The sequence below is a fragment of the Paraburkholderia sp. XV genome, assembly GCF_020177535.1.
Lineage (GTDB): Bacteria > Pseudomonadota > Gammaproteobacteria > Burkholderiales > Burkholderiaceae > Paraburkholderia > Paraburkholderia caribensis.
The window spans coordinates 80,197-99,242 of the sequence record NZ_JAGUUD010000010.1; the positions used below are offsets into that span (position 1 = coordinate 80,197).

Consider the following 19,046-nt stretch of genomic DNA (forward strand, 5'->3'; position numbering starts at 1 on the left):
ACCGACGTTTTATCGAGCATTCCTGGGCATCGCCAACGGCGATCATGAAGGTTGACGTCTGACCCACATGCCCTGAACGGCTGACGCAATCAATACGCCGCCCGCAACGCTTCATTGGCGACAGCGAGCCGCGACGCAATCGTCTTGATCAGAAAGCGGTGAAACTGCTGTGCGGTGACGGGGTCCTCGCGTTCGAGCGCGAGCAGCGTGGGCACCGACAGACGGTGAACACGCGTCGATGCTTCGGCGATCACATCGGCGCTTCGCGTGGTCTGTGTGTACACGGCCATTTCGCCGACGACCGTGCCGGGGCCGAACGAGCGCAGCCGCACGAGCCGGCCGTCGGGCAGCGGCAGCGAAACGGCGACGCGTCCGCGCTCGACGATATACAGCGCATCGCCCGGCTCGCCGCGTGAAAACAGATGCTGACCTGCGTCGAGATCGCGTACTTCCAGACACTCACACAGCCTTTCCAGCGCGGGCGGCGTGAAATGCGGAGCGAGTGTCGCACGGAAATTCGGTTCTCCCGATGGTTGCATGGTGGAGCCCGATCCGAGCAGCATGTCTTCAATCCATTGAAGACCGGCATCGAGCGTGGTGAACTCGTGTATCCGCAGGTTCAGCGTACCCGTTCTCACGAGCAGACTGCGTGAGCGCGCGGGCAACGCGGTGAGCACGAGGTCCGCGCCCGATGACGCGCACAGTTGCCGCAGCTTCACGAAGGCGATCGATACCGACGCATCCATGCCGTTGGTGGCCGCGAAGTCGAGCACGATATAGCGTACAGGTACGGCATCTTTTGCTTCGAGCCGTTCGCGCACGCGTTGCAGAATCGAGTTCGCGGTGCCGAAGAACAGAAAGCCCTGCAGGCACATTCCGCATAGCTGCGTGCCGTGTTCGCGCAAACGCGCGGCGTCCTCGATGCTGCGCTCGACGGTCGAGGTGCGCGTGGTTGCATCGAATGCCATGCGCACGCAGCTCACGCGTCCGTACAGCAGCGTGAACATCACACACGCGGCAATCACGCCCGCGATCACGCCCGCCACGACGCCATAGAACGCCACGACGGCGAGCATGCCGGGCACGAGCGCGTACTCGTACCAGTTGAGCCTTGCATAGGCACCGACCAGCCATTGCATCAACAGCCGCAGCCCCATGAATAGCTGTAGCCCGACCAGCACGGGTACGGGAAAGAGCGCCACCAGATCGGGCGATGCCATCAGCGCAACCAGGCACGCGAGCGCTGCGAATACGCCCGCCATGCGGCTCGTCGCGCCGGCACGCGCATTGAGCATCGAGCGGTTGTACGACTGATAGCCGACCATCCCGCCCAGCAGCCCGCTCGCGATGTTGGCGAGGCCCGCCGCGCGCATTTCGCGGTTCAGGTCGACGTCCTCGCCTGTTGCTGCGCCGATGGCCGTCGAGTTCATCAGGATCGTGATTGCCGACGCAGATGTCACGACGAGCGTCTCCGGCAGATGCGCCGCGATCGCGGCCCAGTCGATCGCGCCATTCGCGAGCGGCGCGGGCATGTGCATATCCGGGAAAAAGTGCAGCTTCACATGCGGCAGCAGCAGGCCCATGTTGCGCGCATCGTCGATCGAGAGTCCGGCGAAGTGCAGTGACAGATAGAACAGCGCGATCCCGCACGCGAGCACGAACGGCAGCGCGGCGATGTGCTGCCGCCCGCGCGTGAGAACGGTGGTGAGCACGCCGATGAACAGCGCGGGCATCCACGCGAGCCAGTGCAGATGCGTGAGCAGGGGCAGCGTGCGCCACTGCGGCGACTCGCCCGTCAGCACGCGGAATGCGCCCGCCAGCAGCAGGTAACCGGTGCCCGCCAGAAATCCGCCGACCACGGGATACGGCAGAAACTGCAATGAACGGCTGCGCCTGGATGAACCGATCGCGTACAGCACGATCCCCGTCACCACCGAACATAGGGCGATGGCGATCAGTACAGTCAGAAGAATGGTTTGCGTCGAGCCGCCGTCGGCCCGCACGCTGCTCGCGACGCCTGCCGCCACGCCCGCGAGAAATGCCGTCGCATTGCTGTCCGGCCCGGCGATATTCAGGCGCATCGAACTGGTCAGCGCGATCACCAGCGCCGTGACGATGCAACTGATCAGCGCGGTGGGCACGCCGAGTTCGGCGTAACGGGCGAGGTCCGCGCTGAAGATCAGCGTGCCCAGGCTCATTGCGTAGCAGAGCATGACGAGCGTCGAGACGGCGCCCGCCGTCAGGTCGCCGAGCAGGCCGACGGTCGTCATGCGCGATGCGGCAGCGCTGTCGGACGCAGACTCGGACGCGGAACCTGTGGCAGCTGGCTTCACGGCGCTCCCCCGGAACGCGGCGCCGGGCACGAGCGGGCGACCGCGCGACCCAGTATCCGCCGCCCGTCTCGCGCCTGTCAAACCGCCGGCACGCGGGCAGCGGCCCGAGTTTTCACGAGGATTCGTCCACCGGGTTCACCATGCTGACGAACCTCGGTGGGCCGATCCTGTCCGACCCATCAGGGCGTGTGCGCCGACGTCAGATTGAGTGCCAGCGCTTGCGCGACTTCGATACCGTCGATGGCCGCCGAATAGATCCCGCCCGCATACCCCGCGCCTTCGCCAGCCGGATACAGACCTTCGACGTTCATACTCTGGAAATTGTCTTTGCGTCGAATTCGCAGCGGTGACGACGTGCGCGTCTCCACGCCCGTCAGCACGGCATCGTGCATCGCGAAGCCCGCGATCTTCTTTTCCATCTGCGGAAGTGCTTCGCGGATGGCTTCGATCACGTAGTCCGGCAGCGCAGTGCTGAGATCGGTCGGGCGCACGCCCGGCTTGTACGACGGCACCACGGAGCCCAGCGACGTCGACGGCCGGCCGGCGATGAAATCGCCGACCAGTTGACCCGGCGCGTGGTAGTCGCCGCCGCCGAGTTCGAATGCGCGCTCTTCCCATTTGCGCTGGAACGCGATGCCGGCCAGCGGACCGCCGGGATAGTCTTCCGGCGTGATGCCGACGACGATACCCGCATTCGCGTTGCGCTCGGCCCGGGAATACTGGCTCATGCCGTTGGTGACCACACGGCCAGGCTCGGAGGTCGCCGCGACCACCGTGCCGCCAGGGCACATGCAAAAGCTGTAGACCGCCCGTCCGTTACTGCAGTGATGGACCACCTTGTAGTCGGCCGCGCCGAGTTGCTTGTGGCCCGCAAACTTGCCGAAGCGGCTGCGATCGATCACCCCCTGCGGATGCTCGATGCGAAACCCCAGTGAAAAGGGCTTGGCTTCCATATAAACGCCGCGATCGTGCAGCATCTGGAAGGTGTCGCGCGCGCTGTGGCCCACGGCCAGCACCACGTGATCGCAGCGCAGCGTTTCGCCGTTCGACAGCTTCAGCGCGCGCACCTTGCCCTGATCGATTTCGATGTCCTCGACGCGGGTTTCGAAGCGCACTTCGCCGCCCAGTTCCTCGATATTGGCGCGCATCTTTTCCACCATGCTGACGAGGCGGAAGGTGCCGATGTGCGGCCGGCTCAGATAAAGGATGTCGTCCGGTGCGCCCGCCTTGACGAACTCCTCCAGCACCTTGCGGCCGTAGTGGTTCGGGTCCTTGATCTGGCTGTACAGCTTGCCGTCGGAAAACGTTCCAGCCCCGCCTTCGCCGAACTGCACATTGGATTCCGGGTTCAGTACGGACTTGCGCCACAGGCCGAAGGTGTCCTTGGTGCGCTCGCGCACGGCTTTGCCGCGTTCGAGGATGATCGGGCGGAACCCCATCTGCGCGAGGATCAGCCCGGCGAACAGGCCGCACGGCCCCATGCCGATCACGACCGGGCGCAAGGAATCCGTGTGCCCGGGCGCCTTCGCGACGAAGCGGTACGCCATGTCCGGGGTCGGTCCGCAATGCGGCTTGCCCGCCATCCGCTTGAGCGCGGCCGCTTCGTCCTTGACTTCGACATCGACGATATAGGTCAGCTTGATGTCGGAGCGCTTGCGTGCGTCGTGCGCACGGCGGAACACGGTGTAACGGATGAGCCCGTCTGCCGGCACGCCGAGATCCGCGAGGCGCGCGCGAATCGCGGCTTCGAGATCGCTCTCGGGATGGTCGAGCGGGAGTTTGACTTCGCTTAGACGTAGCATGAGTACTGAAATATGATCACCACGGAATCGTGGCGGTGTTGAAACAGGTGGAGACCGGCATGCTGGCGACCGTGTTGTTCGCTACGTGGGCATCCCGGTGCAGACCTTCCATGGGCGGAAAATGCTGTATGCGGGGCTGCAAACGGATCAGGCCGGACAACTCAAGCAACTGCACGATGAGAAACTGAAGCGGGCACGGTGGGGAAGGTTGCTCCGCTCCGAAGTCATCATCAGGCACGCGACCGGGTCGTGCGATCAGCTCGGGCACATGAAAGGGGCGAGCCTGGACGCCGAAACCGCGTACCTCATGGACGCCGCCGCGCTAACCCTGCCCGGTGCCTGGCAAATTCCGTGGAAATTCGACCGGCGATCTGCCGTTCCAGCTGTTTATCGCCACCGAGGCCACCGCCTCTCCAGCCCTCCATTATAGCGGTGCAAGCGAGCGGCCTGTGCGACGCCATGCCATGTGGGCGTGGCCGCGCGCGTCGAGGTGTGGCGCGGGAAGGAGGCCGCCGGGCGATGCGGCATGGCAGCGCGCTTCTGTCACAATAACGCTCGGCCATTTTGCTGGCGTACCGTCGGCAACGCCTCACAACCGAGCTTCCCGTCAAATGCGCATCTTCGGAATCAGCCTTTACGTCATCATCGCCTTGTTCTTTGCGGTGCATGCCGTGCGCACCCAGCAGAACATGTACTGGCTGCTGATCCTGTTTCTGTTCCCTGGCTTGGGCAGCGTGGTCTACTTCTTTGTCATTTACTTGCCCTCCCTGCGCCAGTCGCGTGGGGCAAGGGCGGCAACGAGGGCCATTTCGCAGTTCGTCGATCCCAACCGGGCAGTGCGCGAGGCGCGCACGGATTTCGATCGCGCGCCGACCGTTGCGCATCGCATGCGGCTGGCTGCAGCGCTGCTCGACGCAGGCAATGCCGCCGAAGCGTTGGAGCATTACCAGACAGCGGCCAGCGGGCCGTTCTCATCGGATCCGGCTCTACTCCTGGGGCTGGCGCGCGCGCAGTTTGCCAACGGCAATGTTGCCGCCGCGCAGGATGCGCTCGAAAAACTCTTCGCCGCCGATCCTCTCGCGCGCCGGCAGCCGGAGCCGGCCTTGCTGTACGCGCGGACTCTGGCCGCGATCGGCGCGCCGGGGGCCCGCGCCGCGTTCGAGATTGCGCTCGCGAGCGCAAGCGACGCCGCTCCGCGTTGCCTGTACGCCGATTGGCTGGCGGCGCAGCCCGACGAGGCAGATCGCCAGCGTGCGCGCGAACTTTACGCCGAGATCGTGCACGATGCGAGGCATTGGCCGCGCCACGCCCGCGAACATAACAGCGAGTGGCTGCAACGGGCTCAGACCGCCCTGAGCCGGTAATCCACGGGCGAGCTTCACAAGCGACTGGATGTGGGCGTTCGGGCGTCAGTCCGCCCGAACGCGCTGCGCACGACAACCCGGGCAGACCGTCTCAGGACCTTACCGTAACTGAAGTTCACGACACTTCCACTTGCGACCGTTTCGCCGTAACGAGACGGGCACAACACGGCACGAGACAGAGCAGTGCCGCCAGCATCCAGAACGCCCCCGGCAGTCCCACTCCATTGGCAACAAACCCCACACCCGCCGGGCCGACGAGATTGCCCGCATAGCCGGTCGTCGTGATCGCGACGACGGCGAGCGCCGATGGCATCGCGCGTTGCGCGCCCGCCTGACGAAACAGCACCGGCACCACGTTCGATGCGCCAAGACCGATCAACAGAAAGCCTGCCATCGCAATCGCCGTGCTCGGGGCCGTCAGCAGGACCACAAAGCCGCCCATCGCAACCCATCCACCCCAGAACACCATTGCGCGGTCCCCGACGCGGGCGGTCACCGCGTCGCCGCCAAGGCGCCCGGCTGTCATCGCAACCGAGAAGATCATGTAGCCGACTCCGCCTTGCGCGGCAGCCACCAGTCCAGCGCCCGTGATCAGCAGCGCGCTCCAGTCGAGCAGTGCGCCTTCGACAAGAAACGTGATTGCCGTGAGGCCGGCCAGCACCAGCACGATGCCGCGCGGCGCGGCGAACAGCGGACCTTCTTTCGCGTGAGCCGTCTGGATCAGGCGCGACCGTGCGACGGCGATCGCGCCGAGCATCGGTACGGCGCATAGCAGGGTGCTTTCGAGCGGGGCGATGTGCATCGAAAGAAGAAAGGTCATCAGCATCGATCCCGCAAAGCCGCCGATGCTGAACAGCGCATGAAACCCCGACATCAAAGGCCGGCCCTCCATGCGTTCGACATCGACGGCGTGGATATTCATCGCGACGTCGAGCGAACCGAGCGACGCGCCGAACGCGAGCAGGACGATACCCAGTGTGAGCGGCGTGCTGACAATGGTCAGAAACGGGAGGATCACGGCCAGGCCGAATCCGGCCGCGACGATGATCGGCTTGCTGCCGTATCGCGCGCTGAGCGCGCCGGTGATCACCATCGCGATAACCGATCCGAGGCCGAGGCAAAGCAGCAACAGGCCAAGCACGCCGTCATCGACGCCGAGCCGCTGCTTGGCGAAGGGCACGAGCGGCGCCCAGCACGCGACACCGAAGCCGGCCACGAGGAAAGCAAGGCGCGTTGCGAGTCGGGCTGCGGGTTGGTCGAACGTCATTGTCACGGGTGTCCTGAGTGAGTTGGCCACGCGCTCACAGGCTGGCGGGCGGCTCGGCCTTCACCACCGATGGGCCGGATTTCGACAAGGCCGAACGCTCCGCGCGCGCCAGGTCGTGTTCGACGATCACGCATTCGATCGCCTTGAGCGCGGCGACGCGATGCGGCGCGCGCGCATTGAACTTGTCGGTGAGCGCGAGCACCACGCTGTGCTCGCTGGCCGCGAGAACCGCGCGTTTGAACGTCGCGTCGGCGAGTCCGAATGCGCTGATCCCGCTCTTCGGCGATATCGCACACGAGCCGATGAAGCATCGATCGATATTCAATTCGGCGACGGCCTCCACCGCGTTCGCATCGACGCATCCGCCCACGGCCGGATCGACCGATCCGCCGATCATGATGAGATGCAGATCGGACCGGCGCAGCACGGCGGCCGCGATGTCGATAGAATTGGTCGCCACGGTGAGTTCGCTTTCCTCCGGCAACACGTCGACGAGGGCGAGGTTGGTGCTGCCGCTGTCGAGGAACAGCAGCTCGCCTGATTGAATCAGCGGCACGGCTGAACGAGCCAGTGCCGACTTGCGCTCCCGCGCCAGGTCCATGCGGGCCGTCATCGGTGCGGACGCGGGCGTGATCGGCAAGGCGCCGCCGTAGACCCGGCGGCAACGGCCTTCCGTTGCGAGCGCGCGCAGGTCGCGACGGATCGCGTCTTCGGAAATATTGAATTCGGCAGCGAGCGCGGCCGCGACGACGGCCTGGCCTTGAGCGAGCCGGTTTGCGATCTCGTCGCGCCGTGCGAGGGGGATGTCGTCATTCATGTTTGAATCATATCGTGCATGAACAAGAATGTAAACGTGCACAAACGTGCACGTGTCCGCTCAAGGCTCCGCGCTGAAAAAGGCCCGCAGCGAACGGTTCGTCGCGACCCAACCCGCTGTGTGCGAAAAGTGGAATGCGCGATAATTTCCGCTCCGTGCAATTCGACAGCGACACGACCGACGATGAATATCCAACGCATGCTTTGCTTCGGCCGCAATGACGAGAGTGGCAACGCGGCGATCGTCGTCGAGAACGCTGCTTTGGCTGGACCAGAACGGCTGAAGTTTGCGCAGCGGCAAGACGCAAGCGCTACGGTGTTCGTGGAAGCCGATGCCGCCGGCGACATGCAGCTCGACTACTACTACCCGCATGCCCGCAGCCCCCTTTGCCTGCATGCGACGCTTGCGGCGAGCGCGGTTTTCTTCGAGCGGCATCCCGACATCGGGCGGACCCGGTTCATCACGAGCATGCATCGGCAGACGCTTGAGATCGAGCGCGTTGGCGAGGGAATCTTCGTCGGCGTGAAGGCGCAGCCTTGCGCGGCGGTGGCCATTCATGTCGCCGAGACGGCGCGGCTGCTGCGCGTCGAACCGGCGCACGTGATTGGTACACCTCGACTCGCATCGGTGGGAAGCGCAAAGCTGCTGGTGGAGGTGGCGGAGCCATCCGTGCTGGCCGCCTTGCGCCCGGATCTGCCAGGCATTGCTGAATGGAGCCGCAAACACGGCGTGTCGGGCATGTACGTGTACTGCCGCCTTCACGATGCTATCTACGCGGGGCGGAACTTCAATCATCTCAAGCCGCGTTTCGAAGATGCTGCGACGGGCGTGGCGGCGGGTGCGCTGGCCCTGTCGCTGGAGCGAAGCATTACGCTGCTACAGGGCGATGCGCTCGGCCAGCCGTGTACGCTCATGGCGCGATACGCGGACGGGTCCGTGCAGATTGGCGGGCGGGCGGCCAAAAGCGCAATCTGACACGTCCCGCCGTCGCGCTGGGACGGACAGTTGCGCCTTCCCGAGGGTGAAGCGCGACGCTCAGTTCCCCGCGATCCGCCGCACCGTCTTCGCAATCCATGCAAGGAGCCCATTGCGCACGACGACGCCCGCGATCCTGCGCGGCCCGATCACCAGCGATCCGACGAGCACTGCCGCGAGCAGCGTGACGTTCGGCGCGACGGACACCAGCTCTCGCGCGCGCATCGGCAATGAAGGTCTGCTGGCGGCGGGACGCAGGCGCGCAGCTTCCTGCGCGGCAACCAGGTGGGCGCGCGATAGGGCCATTCGTTCCCGCACATCGGATTCAGCGGCGGCAAGCGCCGCCAATCGAGAAGTCATTTCAACGCCTCCTTGACTGCCTGCAGGTCGTGGTGAATTTCATCCTGGACCACGCGGAAAGAGCGCACAGGCCTTTGTGCACGAACGACGATGAAGGAAATCACGCACAACAGCAGCCACGCCGCCGCGATTGCCCACGCCACCTGAACGAAGTATGGCGTGGACAATGCCGTCGCGATGATGGCGATGCAGAAGAACGACAGCGCAAACAATCCCGCGACCGCCAGCGCCACCAGCGCAATCACTTCGCGAGCGAGCTGGGCTCGCGCCTGCGCCAGTTCGATGGAAATGAGTTCGCCGTAGTCTGCCATCCGGTCCATGCAGAACCGGCTTACGGTGCTCCACTGGTCCACTTTGGATCGGATCGACATTTCACGGCTTCCTCAAAGAAGGGGACTGTGCGGCTTCTCGTCTTATGCTCGCCTGCCTGCGGGACCTAGTCGCTCGTGTCGCGCCCCGACGACCACAGCGCGCCAATCACGAAGCCGATTGCAGTCGCGCCGGCCAGCACGGCAAGCGGGCGCGTTGACATGGCGTCGCGCGCGAGAGCGGTGGCGTCGGCGCAGAGTTGTTGCGCCTTGCCCTGCAATTCATTCGCTTTACCCTCGATCTGCATCCCGACGTCGCCTGCGAGCGAGCCGATCGTTTCCTTCACGTTGCCCGCTGCTTCGCGAAGGGTACCTTCCGTCTTGGTCGTTTCCATTTGTCACTCCAGTTGAGCACGATCTGATAAACCGCCATGTCGACGGCGGGACAGTGCAGCGTCGGCGCACCGCCTGCGATGAGTTCTGAGCAAACACCGAACCCGACGCGTACGTCGGGCTATAGAACGCTCTCGAATGACGGGAGTTTGACGCGCGGTGACGGGCGCGTGCCGTAAGCAGCGACGCCAGGCGGGTCTGGCGGCACGGCGGCGAACGCGACAGACGATGCGCCGCTGGAAGTCCGTCCGGACGTCTGACGGAAGATGACCTGCAATACGGGATAGGGCGCTAGAACTTCTTGTCCTGGCTGCCTTTTTTGTTGGGTTTGTATAGCCAGACCAGTAGCGCGCAAATGGCGAGCAACACTATCTTCGCGAAGAATGTCGGTGCCAATGCCGCCAGCACCAGAAAGCACAAGAGCCAGACGATCTCGGCCGTCAGCGAGGCCAACCTTTTCTTCACGCCATCTCCTTGGTCTGCCAGCCGGCAACGCGTAGAACGTCGCTGGACGGGGGGAGAGGAATCCCAGATTATTCGCCGGGGCCCGGCTGCGCGCAGTGCGCGACCTCTGCGAAGTATACTGGCACCATTAATGCATGGCGCGGAATTGAATTTTCTGCCTCGGACAAAGATCGACGCGGGGCACATCAGGCGCCGCTGAGGTTCGACACCTGTCAGCAAACGCTCAGCCCGTTGCTCCGGCGCTGAAGCCCTCGTCCTGTTCGCCTTCCGCGTCCGGGTCGCCGCCTAACGCCCGGATGCAGTCGTCGAGAAACTCCATCGTGACGACTTCGTATTCGAGTGTGCCGGGCGTGCAGTCTTCCGGGTTCAATTTTCCGCGGGCCTTGCGAATGGTGCGGACACCCCCTTCGACAGCCTGCGCAACACGCCACATCGGGTCGTCCGGGACGTGCTCGTCGAGTTCATTTGCTTTCATGCACCGGATATCGGCCCTTGCAATTCAATCTTGAGCATAGAAATCCGCTTTATGCTCGATGTGTGCTGAAATCGAGGGATATCTCTAACGCGACGCGGCGCTCAGCCTGTGCCCCGCATCGCGGGCAAGCCTGACATAGCCGTACACCGATGCGATCGTCAACGCGCCCGCGCACAGGAACGCGAAGCGGAAGTCGTCGAGCGTGAACGCCTGTCCTTGACCGCCGCCCGAGCCGTTGACGGCCGCTGCCGCGCGCAGCGCCAGCGCGCCGAAGGCGATCCCGAGACCGATGCTCATCTGCGCCGCCGCGTTCCACAGCGTATTGGCCGCGCTCGTCTGTTCGGCGGGCACGTCCGCGTAGGCGAGCGTGGCCAGCGTGGAAAACTGCAGCGAACGCGCGAGCCCGTAGATGAACACGACCACCAGCACCCACGCGAGCGGCGACGCGGGCGTCAGCACGCCGCACGCGATGGTGAACACGCCGCATACCGCGCTGCCCGCTATCGCAACGCGCCTGAAGCCGTAGCGCCGCAGGATTCGCGTCGTGAGCGCTTTCATGCCGAGATTGCCGGTTGCGCTGACGAGCAGCAGCAATCCCGATTTGAACGCCGACAATCCAAAGCCGATCTGGAACAGCAAGGGCATCAGGTACGGCACCGCGCCGATGCCGATGCGCGTCAGCGTGCCTGTGACGACCGTGACGGAGAAGGTCGGGATCTTCAGCGTGGTGACGTCGATCAACGGATGTGGCTGGCGGCGCGCCTGATAGAACGCGACAGTGCCGGTTGCGAGCCCGACGGCGATGATGCCGAGTCCGACGAGAGGATTCGTGTCCGGCTGGCTGGCCATATCGGCGCCGTACAGAATGGCTGTCAACGCTGCGCCGCTCAGCACGAGTCCAAGTGCGTCGAAGGGGCGGCGTTCGTCGCTGCGCAGATTCGGCACCCACTTGAGCACGGCGACGAGCACGACGAGACAGACGGGCAGGTTGAGCAGGAAGATCCAGCGCCACGACGCATAGGTGGTGATGAAACCGCCTACGGGCGGCCCGATCACGGGCGCGACGATGCCCGGCCAGGTGATCGTTGAAATTGCCTGCATCAGTTGCTTGCGGTCGATGCTGCGCACCACGGTCAGCCGCCCCACGGGCACCATCAGCGCGCCGCCGACGCCCTGCAGCACGCGTGCAGCGGTAAATTCGACCACGTTCTGCGAAATGCCGCACAGCAGCGAAGCGAGCGTGAACGTGACGATGGCCGAGAAGAACACGCTGCGAGAGCCGAAGCGGTCGGCGACCCAGCCGCTTGCCGGAATGAAGATCGCGAGCGCGATCATATAGGCGCTCATGCCGAGGCTGAGCGCGTTAGGACTCGTGCCGAACGAGCGCGCCATCTCCGGCAGCGCCGTGGCGATGATCGTCGTATCGAGATATTCCATGAAGAAGGTCGCGGCTACGACATAAGGCAGCGGCCCGAGTGAACCTGAGCGTGATGACGAGTCTTTCATGAGTCGGGTGGGAAGTGCGTACGCAGCGGTAGGCGATCGTACGATGACTGCGCCTGTTCTGCAAAAGAAGGCTTACGCCCTGCAGGGCTGAGAGCGAACAATGCCACAACGAATCGGGAATCGTGTATGAATGCGCTGTTCGCCTGGATTGACGGAGTCTTGCATGCCCAAGATCGACATTGCCGAGGGCGAGTTGACGCTGATCGAAGACGGCGGCGAAACGTTATTGCGCGCGGGGGATTGCGCGGCCTTTCCGAAGAACGCCGGAAATGGCCATCATATGATTAACCGATCGAACGTTACGGCCCATTACCTCGAAATCGGTTCGCGTTCGGCCGCGGATGTCATCACCTGTCCCGACATCGACATGATGAGCCCCAGCAGCGACGGCCGTTTTCTGCACAAGGACGGCACGCCGTATGTCTGACGCTCGTCATGCGAATGACGGCGGCGCGCGCAGCGCCGCGACCGCGTGGGCCAGCTGCTATTGCGCGGCTGTGAGCTTCAGGCTTGGCCGTGAACTGTCGAGAGCGACTTCCTGCGGGATTTTGCGGCGGTCCGACACCAGCTCGATGCCCGCTTTTGCAACCTGTTCGCAGAACGCGATGCGGGATCGGTAATAATCGGCTTGCAATTGCGCGTCCAGAACCCGTTGCTCGGCCTGGAAGAGGCCCATTCGAAGCTCGCTCAAGGCCCGCTCGGCCTGCTTTTCTGGAGTCGGGGCGTGGTGGGAAATCAGGTTTGCAAGCCAGTTAAGCATGAGCGTACCCTCCGGTACTCAAACACCTGGTCGAATTTCTCTGCCAGCGCATTTAAACGTCACACGCGCTGTCGGATAAAGACTATCAAAAACCAGGCTGCTGCTGTGTGACCTTGCGCACCTGTTGCGAAAATGTCGAATGCTCACCACACGATGCGCGTTTTCGGCAGCGCCGCCTTGAGATCATCGACGTTTCGCGCCTTGGTGCCGTAGAGAACGAGTTCCCGCAATCCCGTCAGCCCCTTCAGCACGTCGATATCTTCGACAGGGGTGTTAGCCAGATACAGTTCCTGCAAATTCGTCAAACTTTTCAGTGCATCGATATTGCGAACTCTCGTGCGGAAAAGGTTGAGCATCTGCAGGTTCTTCAGGTCTTTCAGCGCGTCGATGTTCTCGATGCGAGTGTCGGCGAGATTCAGCCTTTGCAGCGCGGTCAGTTCCTTCAACGCTTCGATGCTGGTGATTTGCGTACGCGCGAGCACGAGCGTATCCAGTTGGCGCAGGCCGCGCATCGCATCGATATCGTCGACTTTGGAGCCGTCCAGCACGAGCGTTTTCAGCGACGGCATGCCTTTTATCACGTCGATGTCGCGCAGCGGCGTGTTCGCGAGGTAAAGCGCCTGCATGTCGTGCAACTTCTTCAACGCAGCGATGCTGTCGATCTGCGTCTCGTTGAGGTCGAGTGATTTGAGGGCGGTCAGCTGGCCGAGCGCGTCGATGTCGCGTACATTTCGCGCGCCGCCGAGTTTCAGTGTTTCCAGATGAGGCAGGTCTTCGAGGGGATCGAGATCTCGAACCTGGGTGTCACGCAGGTCGAGTTGCCGAAGGTCGGTCAGATTCTTTAGCGCATCGAGATTCGAGACGCGCGTATCCCAGAGGGTGAGCGATTGCAGACCGGTCAGTCCTTTAAGCGCCGCAATGTTCTCTACATCTGTGCGATGCAGGACGAGCCGCTTGAGCGAATGCATGTCCTTGAGTGCATCGAGGTTCCACACGGGCGTGCCCGTCAGGTCGAGCGAATCCAGCGTGTCCAGTTCTTTCAGTGGATCGAGGTTCTCGATTTGCGTATTGGCGAGGTTCAGTTCGATCTTGCGGTCCGAGTCCTTCAGGTGCGGAATCGCGGCCGCGACTTCGGATGCCGTCAACGTCGGCTTTGCCCGCAAGGCGAGGCAGGCGGAGTCGGGTGGCGCGGCTGAACCGTCGCTGTTGCTGCAGGTGGCCTTGATGAATCCCAGTTCGCCCAGCGCCCGCTCGTCCGGGCTTCTGCGCGACGTGCCAAACGCGACGAGCAGGATGATGAGCAGCAGGACGACCGCGGCGCCGATGGCCCACGGTGTGGCGCGGCGCCACGTGGGTGAAGGCAGGTCTTCGGTGTTTGGGTTGGTGCTTGACGGCGGCGTGTCGGACACGGAGCGCTCCGTTGGTTCTGGCTGCCTCCTTTATACACGAAGCGCGACGCGCATCCCGTCGCGGCCAAGGCGATCGGTCTGCTACGCGTGAGACGCGGCGACGCGCTCTGCCAGCTTCGCGTCATAGCTCGAATGGATGTGCACGCGTTTCTTGTCGGGAAACGCGTAGTTGTACGCCTTTCGAAGGGCGAGCGAAGCTTCGTGAAATCCCGAAAGAATCAGCTTCTGTTTGTTCGGATAGCCCGCGATATCGCCCGCCGCGAAGATGCCGGGACACGTGCTTTCGTAGTTCGATGTATCGACTGTGATGCGTCCGCCTTGTACTTCGATGCCCCACTTCGCTATCGGACCGAGATCGGCCACGAGACCGAACAACACCAGCAAATGATCGGCTTCGAGATGCGCAGAGCCCTCGGCCTGCCGGATTTCGACTGATTGGAGTTGCCCATTAGGTGCGCTCAGGCTCGCGATCGTACCGACCGCAAAATCCATCTCGCGCGCTTCGACAGCGCGGCGCATATTGGCGACGCTGGAGTCCGTCGCGCTGAAACCATTGCGACGATGCACGAGCGTGACGTGCTGTGCCACCGTGCGCAGCGCCAATGCCCAGTCGAGTGCGGAGTCGCCGCCGCCCGCCACGATCACTTTCTTGCCCGCGAAGTCGTCGAGTTTGGTAACGCTGTAGTGAACGTGACGGCCTTCGAGCGGCACGGCCTCTTCGAGCAGCAAACGCTGCGGGACGAACGACCCGTTGCCGCCCGCGATCAGGATGGCGGCTGCTTCGAATGTCAGTCCTTTATCGGTGCGGGCAAGCCAGCGTCCGTTATCGAGCCGCTCCACCGTCTCCACGCGATGTCCGAGATGCAGCGGCGGCGCGAAGGGCCGGCATTGCTCGACGAGCCGGTCGACCAGTTCGCGCGCGGTGCAGACGGGCACGGCCGGAATGTCATAGATCGGCTTGTCCGGATACAGCTCGATGCATTGCCCGCCCACGCGCTCGATGTTGTCGACGATCTGCGTCGACAGGCCGATCACGCCTGCCTCGAACGCGGCGAACAGCCCCACGGGTCCCGCGCCGATGATCAGCACGTCGGTGCTGACGGGTGAAGCGGGCGGCGTGTCTGGCGCAGTGCTCATGAGGTCCTCGCGGGTCGATGGATGACGCGTGTGCCAATGCACGATCTCACGATACAGACGCGGGCATGGGTCGGCAACGAAGGCACCATGGCGGGCAGGGGTAAGCCGCGGGTGTCAATGGGCCATCGAATAAAAGGAATAAAGGGGAATTAACAAGGAATTTATTCTTTTTCTGCTGCGTATTGATTTCTCGCGCATTCGTATCGTTATCGGGGATTTAACGCATGCGAGCCGGCCGATTCGGTAAAAATGGCATCGACCGCTGAAGGCAAATCTTTTCCCGAGACTGATTAGTGTCGAAATAAACCTGTTATTTCATTCATCCCCTGCGCCAACAGGCCATTGCTGCCGACAACCATTCACTAGCTGCGCGATACGGACTAAAGGCGGGAATATTTACCGCCATCCAATAGCGCTCAATGTGAAGTGATAAGGATCGCGAATCGAATGCGAAAGGCTGGACGCCTTTTGCCAACCCGCTCGCCGCCATTCCCTATCGAAGTGTTTTCCTCGGGCGTGGCCCGGCAGTGGATTGAATGGTCATGGTAAAGCGTCGTCAATTTCTTGGTTGGGCTACCGCTATGGGCGGAAGCTATGTGCTGACCGCCTGTGGCGGCGGGGGCGGCGGCGCAGGCGGCAACCAGAGCGCTATATCCGGCGCAGGCACAACGACCAGCAGTGCGGCATCCGGTTCGACTGCGGCAACCGTCGTGAACGGCGCACCGTCAGCGGCTTCGAATGGCGCGGCATCAGGCTCGTCGAACCAGATGGATACGGGCTCATCGAACAGTGGCACGCCGGCTTCGGCGAACGGCACGGCTATTCCGCCCGCTGCTTCCATCACTGACAATCAGGGCGCGCTCTGGACACTCGTGAACGGCTCGGTCTACCGCAGCGGCGTCATGGCGGGTAATACCTATAACGTGACGCTGCTGCTGTGGTACGCCAACGTGATGTATCACCAGGGCACGGGCGGACAGTTTTATGGATGGAACGGCACGACCTGGCTCGCCTGCAACGATCCGCGCCTTGGCGGCACGTCTGCCGACGGCACGACCATCCCGTCGGCGTCGTACATCATCGACAAAGCGGGCGCCTTGTGGACGGTTGCCAATGGCAGGGTCCTGCGCAACAACGCTTATGTTGGCTCGGCCTTAAACGTGTCGCTGCTGCTGTGGTATGGCGGGAAGATCTGGTACCGGTCGACGGGCGGGCAGTTCTACGTGTGCACCGACCTCGATCAATGGTTGCCGTGCGGCGACCCGCGTATCGTCGCCGCCGCGCCGCGCGGTTCTTTCCACGGCATCAACGGCCACTACGACTATCGCTATACGGCCGCTCAGGTCGTGCAGATCATGATGAACATGGGCTGCTCGACGTATCGCGTCGGCTGCACGGATGATCCCGCGCAACTCAACGCCGTCACCGGGCTCGCACAGGCTTTTCAGGCAGCGGGATTGACGCTGTTCGTGCTCGTCAATATCGGCGTGCGCGATCTGAACGGCGTGCTGTTTGCAAGTGAAACCGTCGCCTACGATCGCGGGCGCTCATGTGGCGCGACGGTCGCGGCGGCGCTCGCTCCGTATGGTGTCGTCATGTATGAGTGCGGAAACGAACTGACACGCGATAACGCAATCATTCTCGACTCGACCAACGCCGGCACCAAGGCGGCCGACTTCAGCAACGCGAACTGGCCCATCATGCGTGGCGCGATGCGCGGAATGATCGACGGCGTGAAGTCGGCTCAGCCGGCTGCGAAATGCGGCATCAACTTCTGTGTGGCCGATATCGGCGCTGCCGACGCGTTGTGGGACGGCAAGCAACCCGACGGTACGAGCGGGTATCCAACCGTGCGGTGGGACCTGACGACGTGGCATAACTACGAGGTGTACGGCGACATCTTCGACATCGGCACGGACGGCGCAGGCCCCGGGTTCGATCTCCCCATTTACTGCAACGCGCGCTATGGCGTGCCGTTTCTGCTCACCGAGTGGAACACCGGCCCGGAGAAGAGCCAGGCGTATCGCGCGAATTACATCAGCTCCCGCTACGCGAGCTACTATCAGGCGAGAAAGACGAAGAACATTCAGTCGGCCATGTACTACGTGCTCGACAGCGGTGACGCAACATATGGCGTGATGATCGACGGCGTCACGTTGAATCTTCCCTATAACGCGCTGGTGAGCTTTGTCGCGAGTCACCCGGACAATTGAGAAAGACTTGCGGGCAATTGCAATGCTCTCTCATTCAATGAAAAACTTGCCGACCTGAAAAAATTCGCCTCCGCGAATTTGCACACACTACAAGACAAATTTTCAAAGCGCTGTCTACGTAAGTCTCAACACCTTCGATTCCGTGCCATTTATTCAGGTGGCATGGATGCTGCTATTTCAATGCGCCACGCATTGAATATCCGTCGAATAGGGTGGTCATCAGCACTTCCCATTCAATCAGCCGAGGGCAACATGCCTCACTACAACAGCTAGCCCGGAGGAGACGATGTTCGACGCAGCGCTCCTGCGCGACGGCCTCGTGCCAACCATCAGACAGATAGACCATCCCGCGTCGGGCTATGTCCACGCGGGCGCCAGTGTCGTGCCGTGCGCGCTCGTGTACCTGGAAACCGATAGCGCAGGAAGTCCGAATTGCAAAAGTGCTGATCCGTTCTGTTATCTCGAGCAGGCGATCACGCTCAATCGCAGTCTCGAAGCAGTCGGTTTGCCGAGGTTGACCGTGGCGACGAACGTTGCTGATGAGGTCACGCGCTACCTCGAGAAAGTCGACGGCGATTCACGTCCCAACGTGTTGCAACTGACGCCGTCGGGATTGACGCTGCCGAGGAATACGCGCTTCTACAGCGCGCATTTCAAGCTCGACATGATCGAGCAGTTGGGTGCGATGCTACGCGAAGGCGAACTGCTGATGGTGCTCGACACCGACATGCTCGCACTTCGAACGGTGAACAAGGAACTCTTGCAGCGCTGTCAAGCGACAGGTGTGGGCGCATTTGACATTTCCGACCAGGAGTTCTCGGCGTATGGCGACGCTCGCGTCATCGACGATCTTGAAACAGTGGCGGGCGTGCGCCTTCACAATCCGCGATGGTTCGGCGGCGAAGTGCTGCTCGCGTCCGGTGAATTCATCAAGGAACTGGTGCCTTGCGCGCATGCATGCTTTGAGCGATACCGGCGCGTCATCAACGAGTTGAATCACAACGGCGACGAGGCATTCATTTCCGCCGCGCTCAATCTGCTTTCCGACGCCGGCCATCAGATCATCGATCTCGGTGCGAATCGCGTGGTCGGACGTCACTGGTCAGGCAATACGCACCGTGACCTTCGCTGGTTCAAAGGATGTTCGTTGCTGCATCTGCCCGGATGCAAGCGTCTACTGGAGCGTCAGGCGCGTCGTCCCGTGTTCAGCGCAGCACATGTGTGGCGGAGTCTGGTGGTGAGGCACGAACTCAATCGAACGGTTTGGCCGCTCAGGCGCTGGGTGCGCTCGTGGGTGCGACCTTCGAGCGGGCGTCGGTAGGCAGCAGTCTATTTTCGATTCGCGTTTAAGCGAACGCCTTGAACAATCGTCTTAGAAGTCATTGCATGCGCAGGCATGCCAATCAAAAGCACGCGGGAGAGACCATGTTTGTCGGGAACAACTTGCAATGGGTAACACACC

18 protein-coding genes and 1 pseudogene are annotated in these 19,046 nt (G+C 62.7%); 5 read left to right on the forward strand and 14 right to left on the reverse strand.

The window, feature by feature from the left end; translation table 11 throughout:
- Nucleotides 1–89 precede the first annotated feature (89 nt).
- The 3 genes from KFO72_RS08305 to KFO72_RS42455 all read right to left on the reverse strand — a co-directional run bounded on the left by KFO72_RS08305 (nt 90) and on the right by KFO72_RS42455 (nt 4,373).
- Nucleotides 90–2,333: a SulP family inorganic anion transporter gene (locus KFO72_RS08305; protein ID WP_412101766.1), complete on the reverse strand. Its 2,244-nt coding sequence runs from the start codon at nt 2,331–2,333 to the stop codon at nt 90–92.
- A gap of 179 nt (nt 2,334–2,512) precedes the next feature.
- Nucleotides 2,513–4,135 carry an NAD(P)/FAD-dependent oxidoreductase gene (locus tag KFO72_RS08310; RefSeq protein ID WP_225031860.1) on the reverse strand — a complete coding sequence of 541 codons (1,623 nt, stop codon included), beginning with the start codon at nt 4,133–4,135 and terminating at the stop codon, nt 2,513–2,515.
- 16 nt (nt 4,136–4,151) lie between these two features.
- Nucleotides 4,152–4,373, reverse strand: coding sequence for a hypothetical protein (locus KFO72_RS42455; protein WP_412101767.1), 222 nt, complete (start codon nt 4,371–4,373; stop codon nt 4,152–4,154).
- Between the two features lie 373 nt (nt 4,374–4,746).
- Between KFO72_RS42455 and KFO72_RS08320 the strand changes: the two genes are divergently transcribed.
- Complete coding sequence (locus tag KFO72_RS08320) at nt 4,747–5,499, forward strand: tetratricopeptide repeat protein (protein WP_176053049.1); 753 nt, start codon at nt 4,747–4,749, stop codon at nt 5,497–5,499.
- Nucleotides 5,500–5,614: 115 nt separating this feature from the next.
- On the opposite strand, the gene KFO72_RS08325 is transcribed toward KFO72_RS08320, so the two are convergent.
- Together KFO72_RS08325 and KFO72_RS08330 are read right to left on the reverse strand one after the other, a co-directional pair.
- Complete coding sequence (locus KFO72_RS08325) at nt 5,615–6,766, reverse strand: MFS transporter (RefSeq protein WP_176053048.1); 1,152 nt, start codon at nt 6,764–6,766, stop codon at nt 5,615–5,617.
- Nucleotides 6,767–6,800: 34 nt separating this feature from the next.
- Complete coding sequence (locus KFO72_RS08330) at nt 6,801–7,583, reverse strand: DeoR/GlpR family DNA-binding transcription regulator (protein ID WP_054932730.1); 783 nt, start codon at nt 7,581–7,583, stop codon at nt 6,801–6,803.
- A gap of 18 nt (nt 7,584–7,601) precedes the next feature.
- Between KFO72_RS08330 and KFO72_RS08335 the strand changes: the two genes are divergently transcribed.
- Nucleotides 7,602–8,558 (forward strand): PhzF family phenazine biosynthesis protein, encoded by a 957-nt coding sequence (locus KFO72_RS08335; RefSeq protein ID WP_225031861.1) that lies wholly within the window; start codon nt 7,602–7,604, stop codon nt 8,556–8,558.
- Nucleotides 8,559–8,618: 60 nt separating this feature from the next.
- Here the strand turns inward: KFO72_RS08335 and KFO72_RS08340 are convergent, their stop codons facing one another.
- From KFO72_RS08340 to KFO72_RS08365, 6 genes are all read right to left on the reverse strand, one after another.
- The gene (locus KFO72_RS08340; protein WP_107200622.1) at nt 8,619–8,918 is read right to left on the reverse strand and encodes a hypothetical protein; all 300 of its coding nucleotides are present in this window, start codon (nt 8,916–8,918) and stop codon (nt 8,619–8,621) included.
- Nucleotides 8,915–9,289 carry a phage holin family protein gene (locus KFO72_RS08345; RefSeq protein ID WP_054932727.1) on the reverse strand — a complete coding sequence of 125 codons (375 nt, stop codon included), beginning with the start codon at nt 9,287–9,289 and terminating at the stop codon, nt 8,915–8,917. The genes KFO72_RS08340 and KFO72_RS08345 overlap by 4 nt, the downstream gene beginning before the upstream one ends.
- 65 nt (nt 9,290–9,354) lie before the next feature.
- Nucleotides 9,355–9,621 carry a CsbD family protein gene (locus tag KFO72_RS08350; RefSeq protein WP_054932726.1) on the reverse strand — a complete coding sequence of 89 codons (267 nt, stop codon included), beginning with the start codon at nt 9,619–9,621 and terminating at the stop codon, nt 9,355–9,357.
- 289 nt (nt 9,622–9,910) lie between these two features.
- The gene (locus KFO72_RS08355; RefSeq protein ID WP_156516668.1) at nt 9,911–10,084 is read right to left on the reverse strand and encodes a hypothetical protein; all 174 of its coding nucleotides are present in this window, start codon (nt 10,082–10,084) and stop codon (nt 9,911–9,913) included.
- Between the two features lie 223 nt (nt 10,085–10,307).
- Nucleotides 10,308–10,559 carry a hypothetical protein gene (locus KFO72_RS08360; RefSeq protein WP_060603825.1) on the reverse strand — a complete coding sequence of 84 codons (252 nt, stop codon included), beginning with the start codon at nt 10,557–10,559 and terminating at the stop codon, nt 10,308–10,310.
- Between the two features lie 84 nt (nt 10,560–10,643).
- Nucleotides 10,644–12,065 (reverse strand): DHA2 family efflux MFS transporter permease subunit, encoded by a 1,422-nt coding sequence (locus KFO72_RS08365; RefSeq protein ID WP_054932723.1) that lies wholly within the window; start codon nt 12,063–12,065, stop codon nt 10,644–10,646.
- A 178-nt stretch (nt 12,066–12,243) separates the two neighbouring features.
- On the opposite strand from KFO72_RS08365, the pseudogene KFO72_RS08370 reads away from it, so the two are divergent.
- Nucleotides 12,244–12,492: pseudogene (locus KFO72_RS08370) on the forward strand (cupin domain-containing protein); the annotation flags it as partial.
- Nucleotides 12,493–12,549: 57 nt separating this feature from the next.
- Here the strand turns inward: KFO72_RS08370 and KFO72_RS08375 are convergent.
- From KFO72_RS08375 to KFO72_RS08385, 3 genes are all read right to left on the reverse strand, one after another.
- A complete protein-coding gene (locus KFO72_RS08375; protein ID WP_054932722.1) occupies nt 12,550–12,825 on the reverse strand; it encodes a hypothetical protein in 276 nt (91 codons plus the stop codon).
- Nucleotides 12,826–12,968: 143 nt separating this feature from the next.
- The gene (locus KFO72_RS08380; RefSeq protein ID WP_225031862.1) at nt 12,969–14,234 is read right to left on the reverse strand and encodes a leucine-rich repeat domain-containing protein; all 1,266 of its coding nucleotides are present in this window, start codon (nt 14,232–14,234) and stop codon (nt 12,969–12,971) included.
- A gap of 81 nt (nt 14,235–14,315) precedes the next feature.
- On the reverse strand, nt 14,316–15,371 hold the full coding sequence (locus KFO72_RS08385) for an NAD(P)/FAD-dependent oxidoreductase (protein WP_225031863.1): 1,056 nt from the start codon (nt 15,369–15,371) through the stop codon (nt 14,316–14,318).
- Between the two features lie 542 nt (nt 15,372–15,913).
- Between KFO72_RS08385 and KFO72_RS08390 the strand changes: the two genes are divergently transcribed.
- Together KFO72_RS08390 and KFO72_RS08395 are read left to right on the forward strand one after the other, a co-directional pair.
- On the forward strand, nt 15,914–17,584 hold the full coding sequence (locus KFO72_RS08390) for a hypothetical protein (RefSeq protein WP_225031864.1): 1,671 nt from the start codon (nt 15,914–15,916) through the stop codon (nt 17,582–17,584).
- A 286-nt stretch (nt 17,585–17,870) separates the two neighbouring features.
- Complete coding sequence (locus KFO72_RS08395) at nt 17,871–18,905, forward strand: response regulator receiver protein (RefSeq protein WP_225031865.1); 1,035 nt, start codon at nt 17,871–17,873, stop codon at nt 18,903–18,905.
- Nucleotides 18,906–19,046 lie beyond the last annotated feature (141 nt).

Coding starts and splice junctions, on each gene's coding strand:
- KFO72_RS08310 (WP_225031860.1), bottom strand. CDS start 4,135: ATGCTACGTCTAAGCGAAGTCAAACTCCCGCTCGACCATCCCGAGAGC.
- KFO72_RS08320 (WP_176053049.1), top strand. CDS start 4,747: ATGCGCATCTTCGGAATCAGCCTTTACGTCATCATCGCCTTGTTCTTT.
- KFO72_RS08325 (WP_176053048.1), bottom strand. CDS start 6,766: ATGACGTTCGACCAACCCGCAGCCCGACTCGCAACGCGCCTTGCTTTC.
- KFO72_RS08330 (WP_054932730.1), bottom strand. CDS start 7,583: ATGAATGACGACATCCCCCTCGCACGGCGCGACGAGATCGCAAACCGG.
- KFO72_RS08335 (WP_225031861.1), top strand. CDS start 7,602: ATGAACAAGAATGTAAACGTGCACAAACGTGCACGTGTCCGCTCAAGG.
- KFO72_RS08340 (WP_107200622.1), bottom strand. CDS start 8,918: ATGACTTCTCGATTGGCGGCGCTTGCCGCCGCTGAATCCGATGTGCGG.
- KFO72_RS08345 (WP_054932727.1), bottom strand. CDS start 9,289: ATGTCGATCCGATCCAAAGTGGACCAGTGGAGCACCGTAAGCCGGTTC.
- KFO72_RS08350 (WP_054932726.1), bottom strand. CDS start 9,621: ATGGAAACGACCAAGACGGAAGGTACCCTTCGCGAAGCAGCGGGCAAC.
- KFO72_RS08360 (WP_060603825.1), bottom strand. CDS start 10,559: ATGAAAGCAAATGAACTCGACGAGCACGTCCCGGACGACCCGATGTGG.
- KFO72_RS08365 (WP_054932723.1), bottom strand. CDS start 12,065: ATGAAAGACTCGTCATCACGCTCAGGTTCACTCGGGCCGCTGCCTTAT.
- KFO72_RS08375 (WP_054932722.1), bottom strand. CDS start 12,825: ATGCTTAACTGGCTTGCAAACCTGATTTCCCACCACGCCCCGACTCCA.
- KFO72_RS08385 (WP_225031863.1), bottom strand. CDS start 15,371: ATGAGCACTGCGCCAGACACGCCGCCCGCTTCACCCGTCAGCACCGAC.
- KFO72_RS08390 (WP_225031864.1), top strand. CDS start 15,914: ATGGTAAAGCGTCGTCAATTTCTTGGTTGGGCTACCGCTATGGGCGGA.
- KFO72_RS08395 (WP_225031865.1), top strand. CDS start 17,871: ATGTTCGACGCAGCGCTCCTGCGCGACGGCCTCGTGCCAACCATCAGA.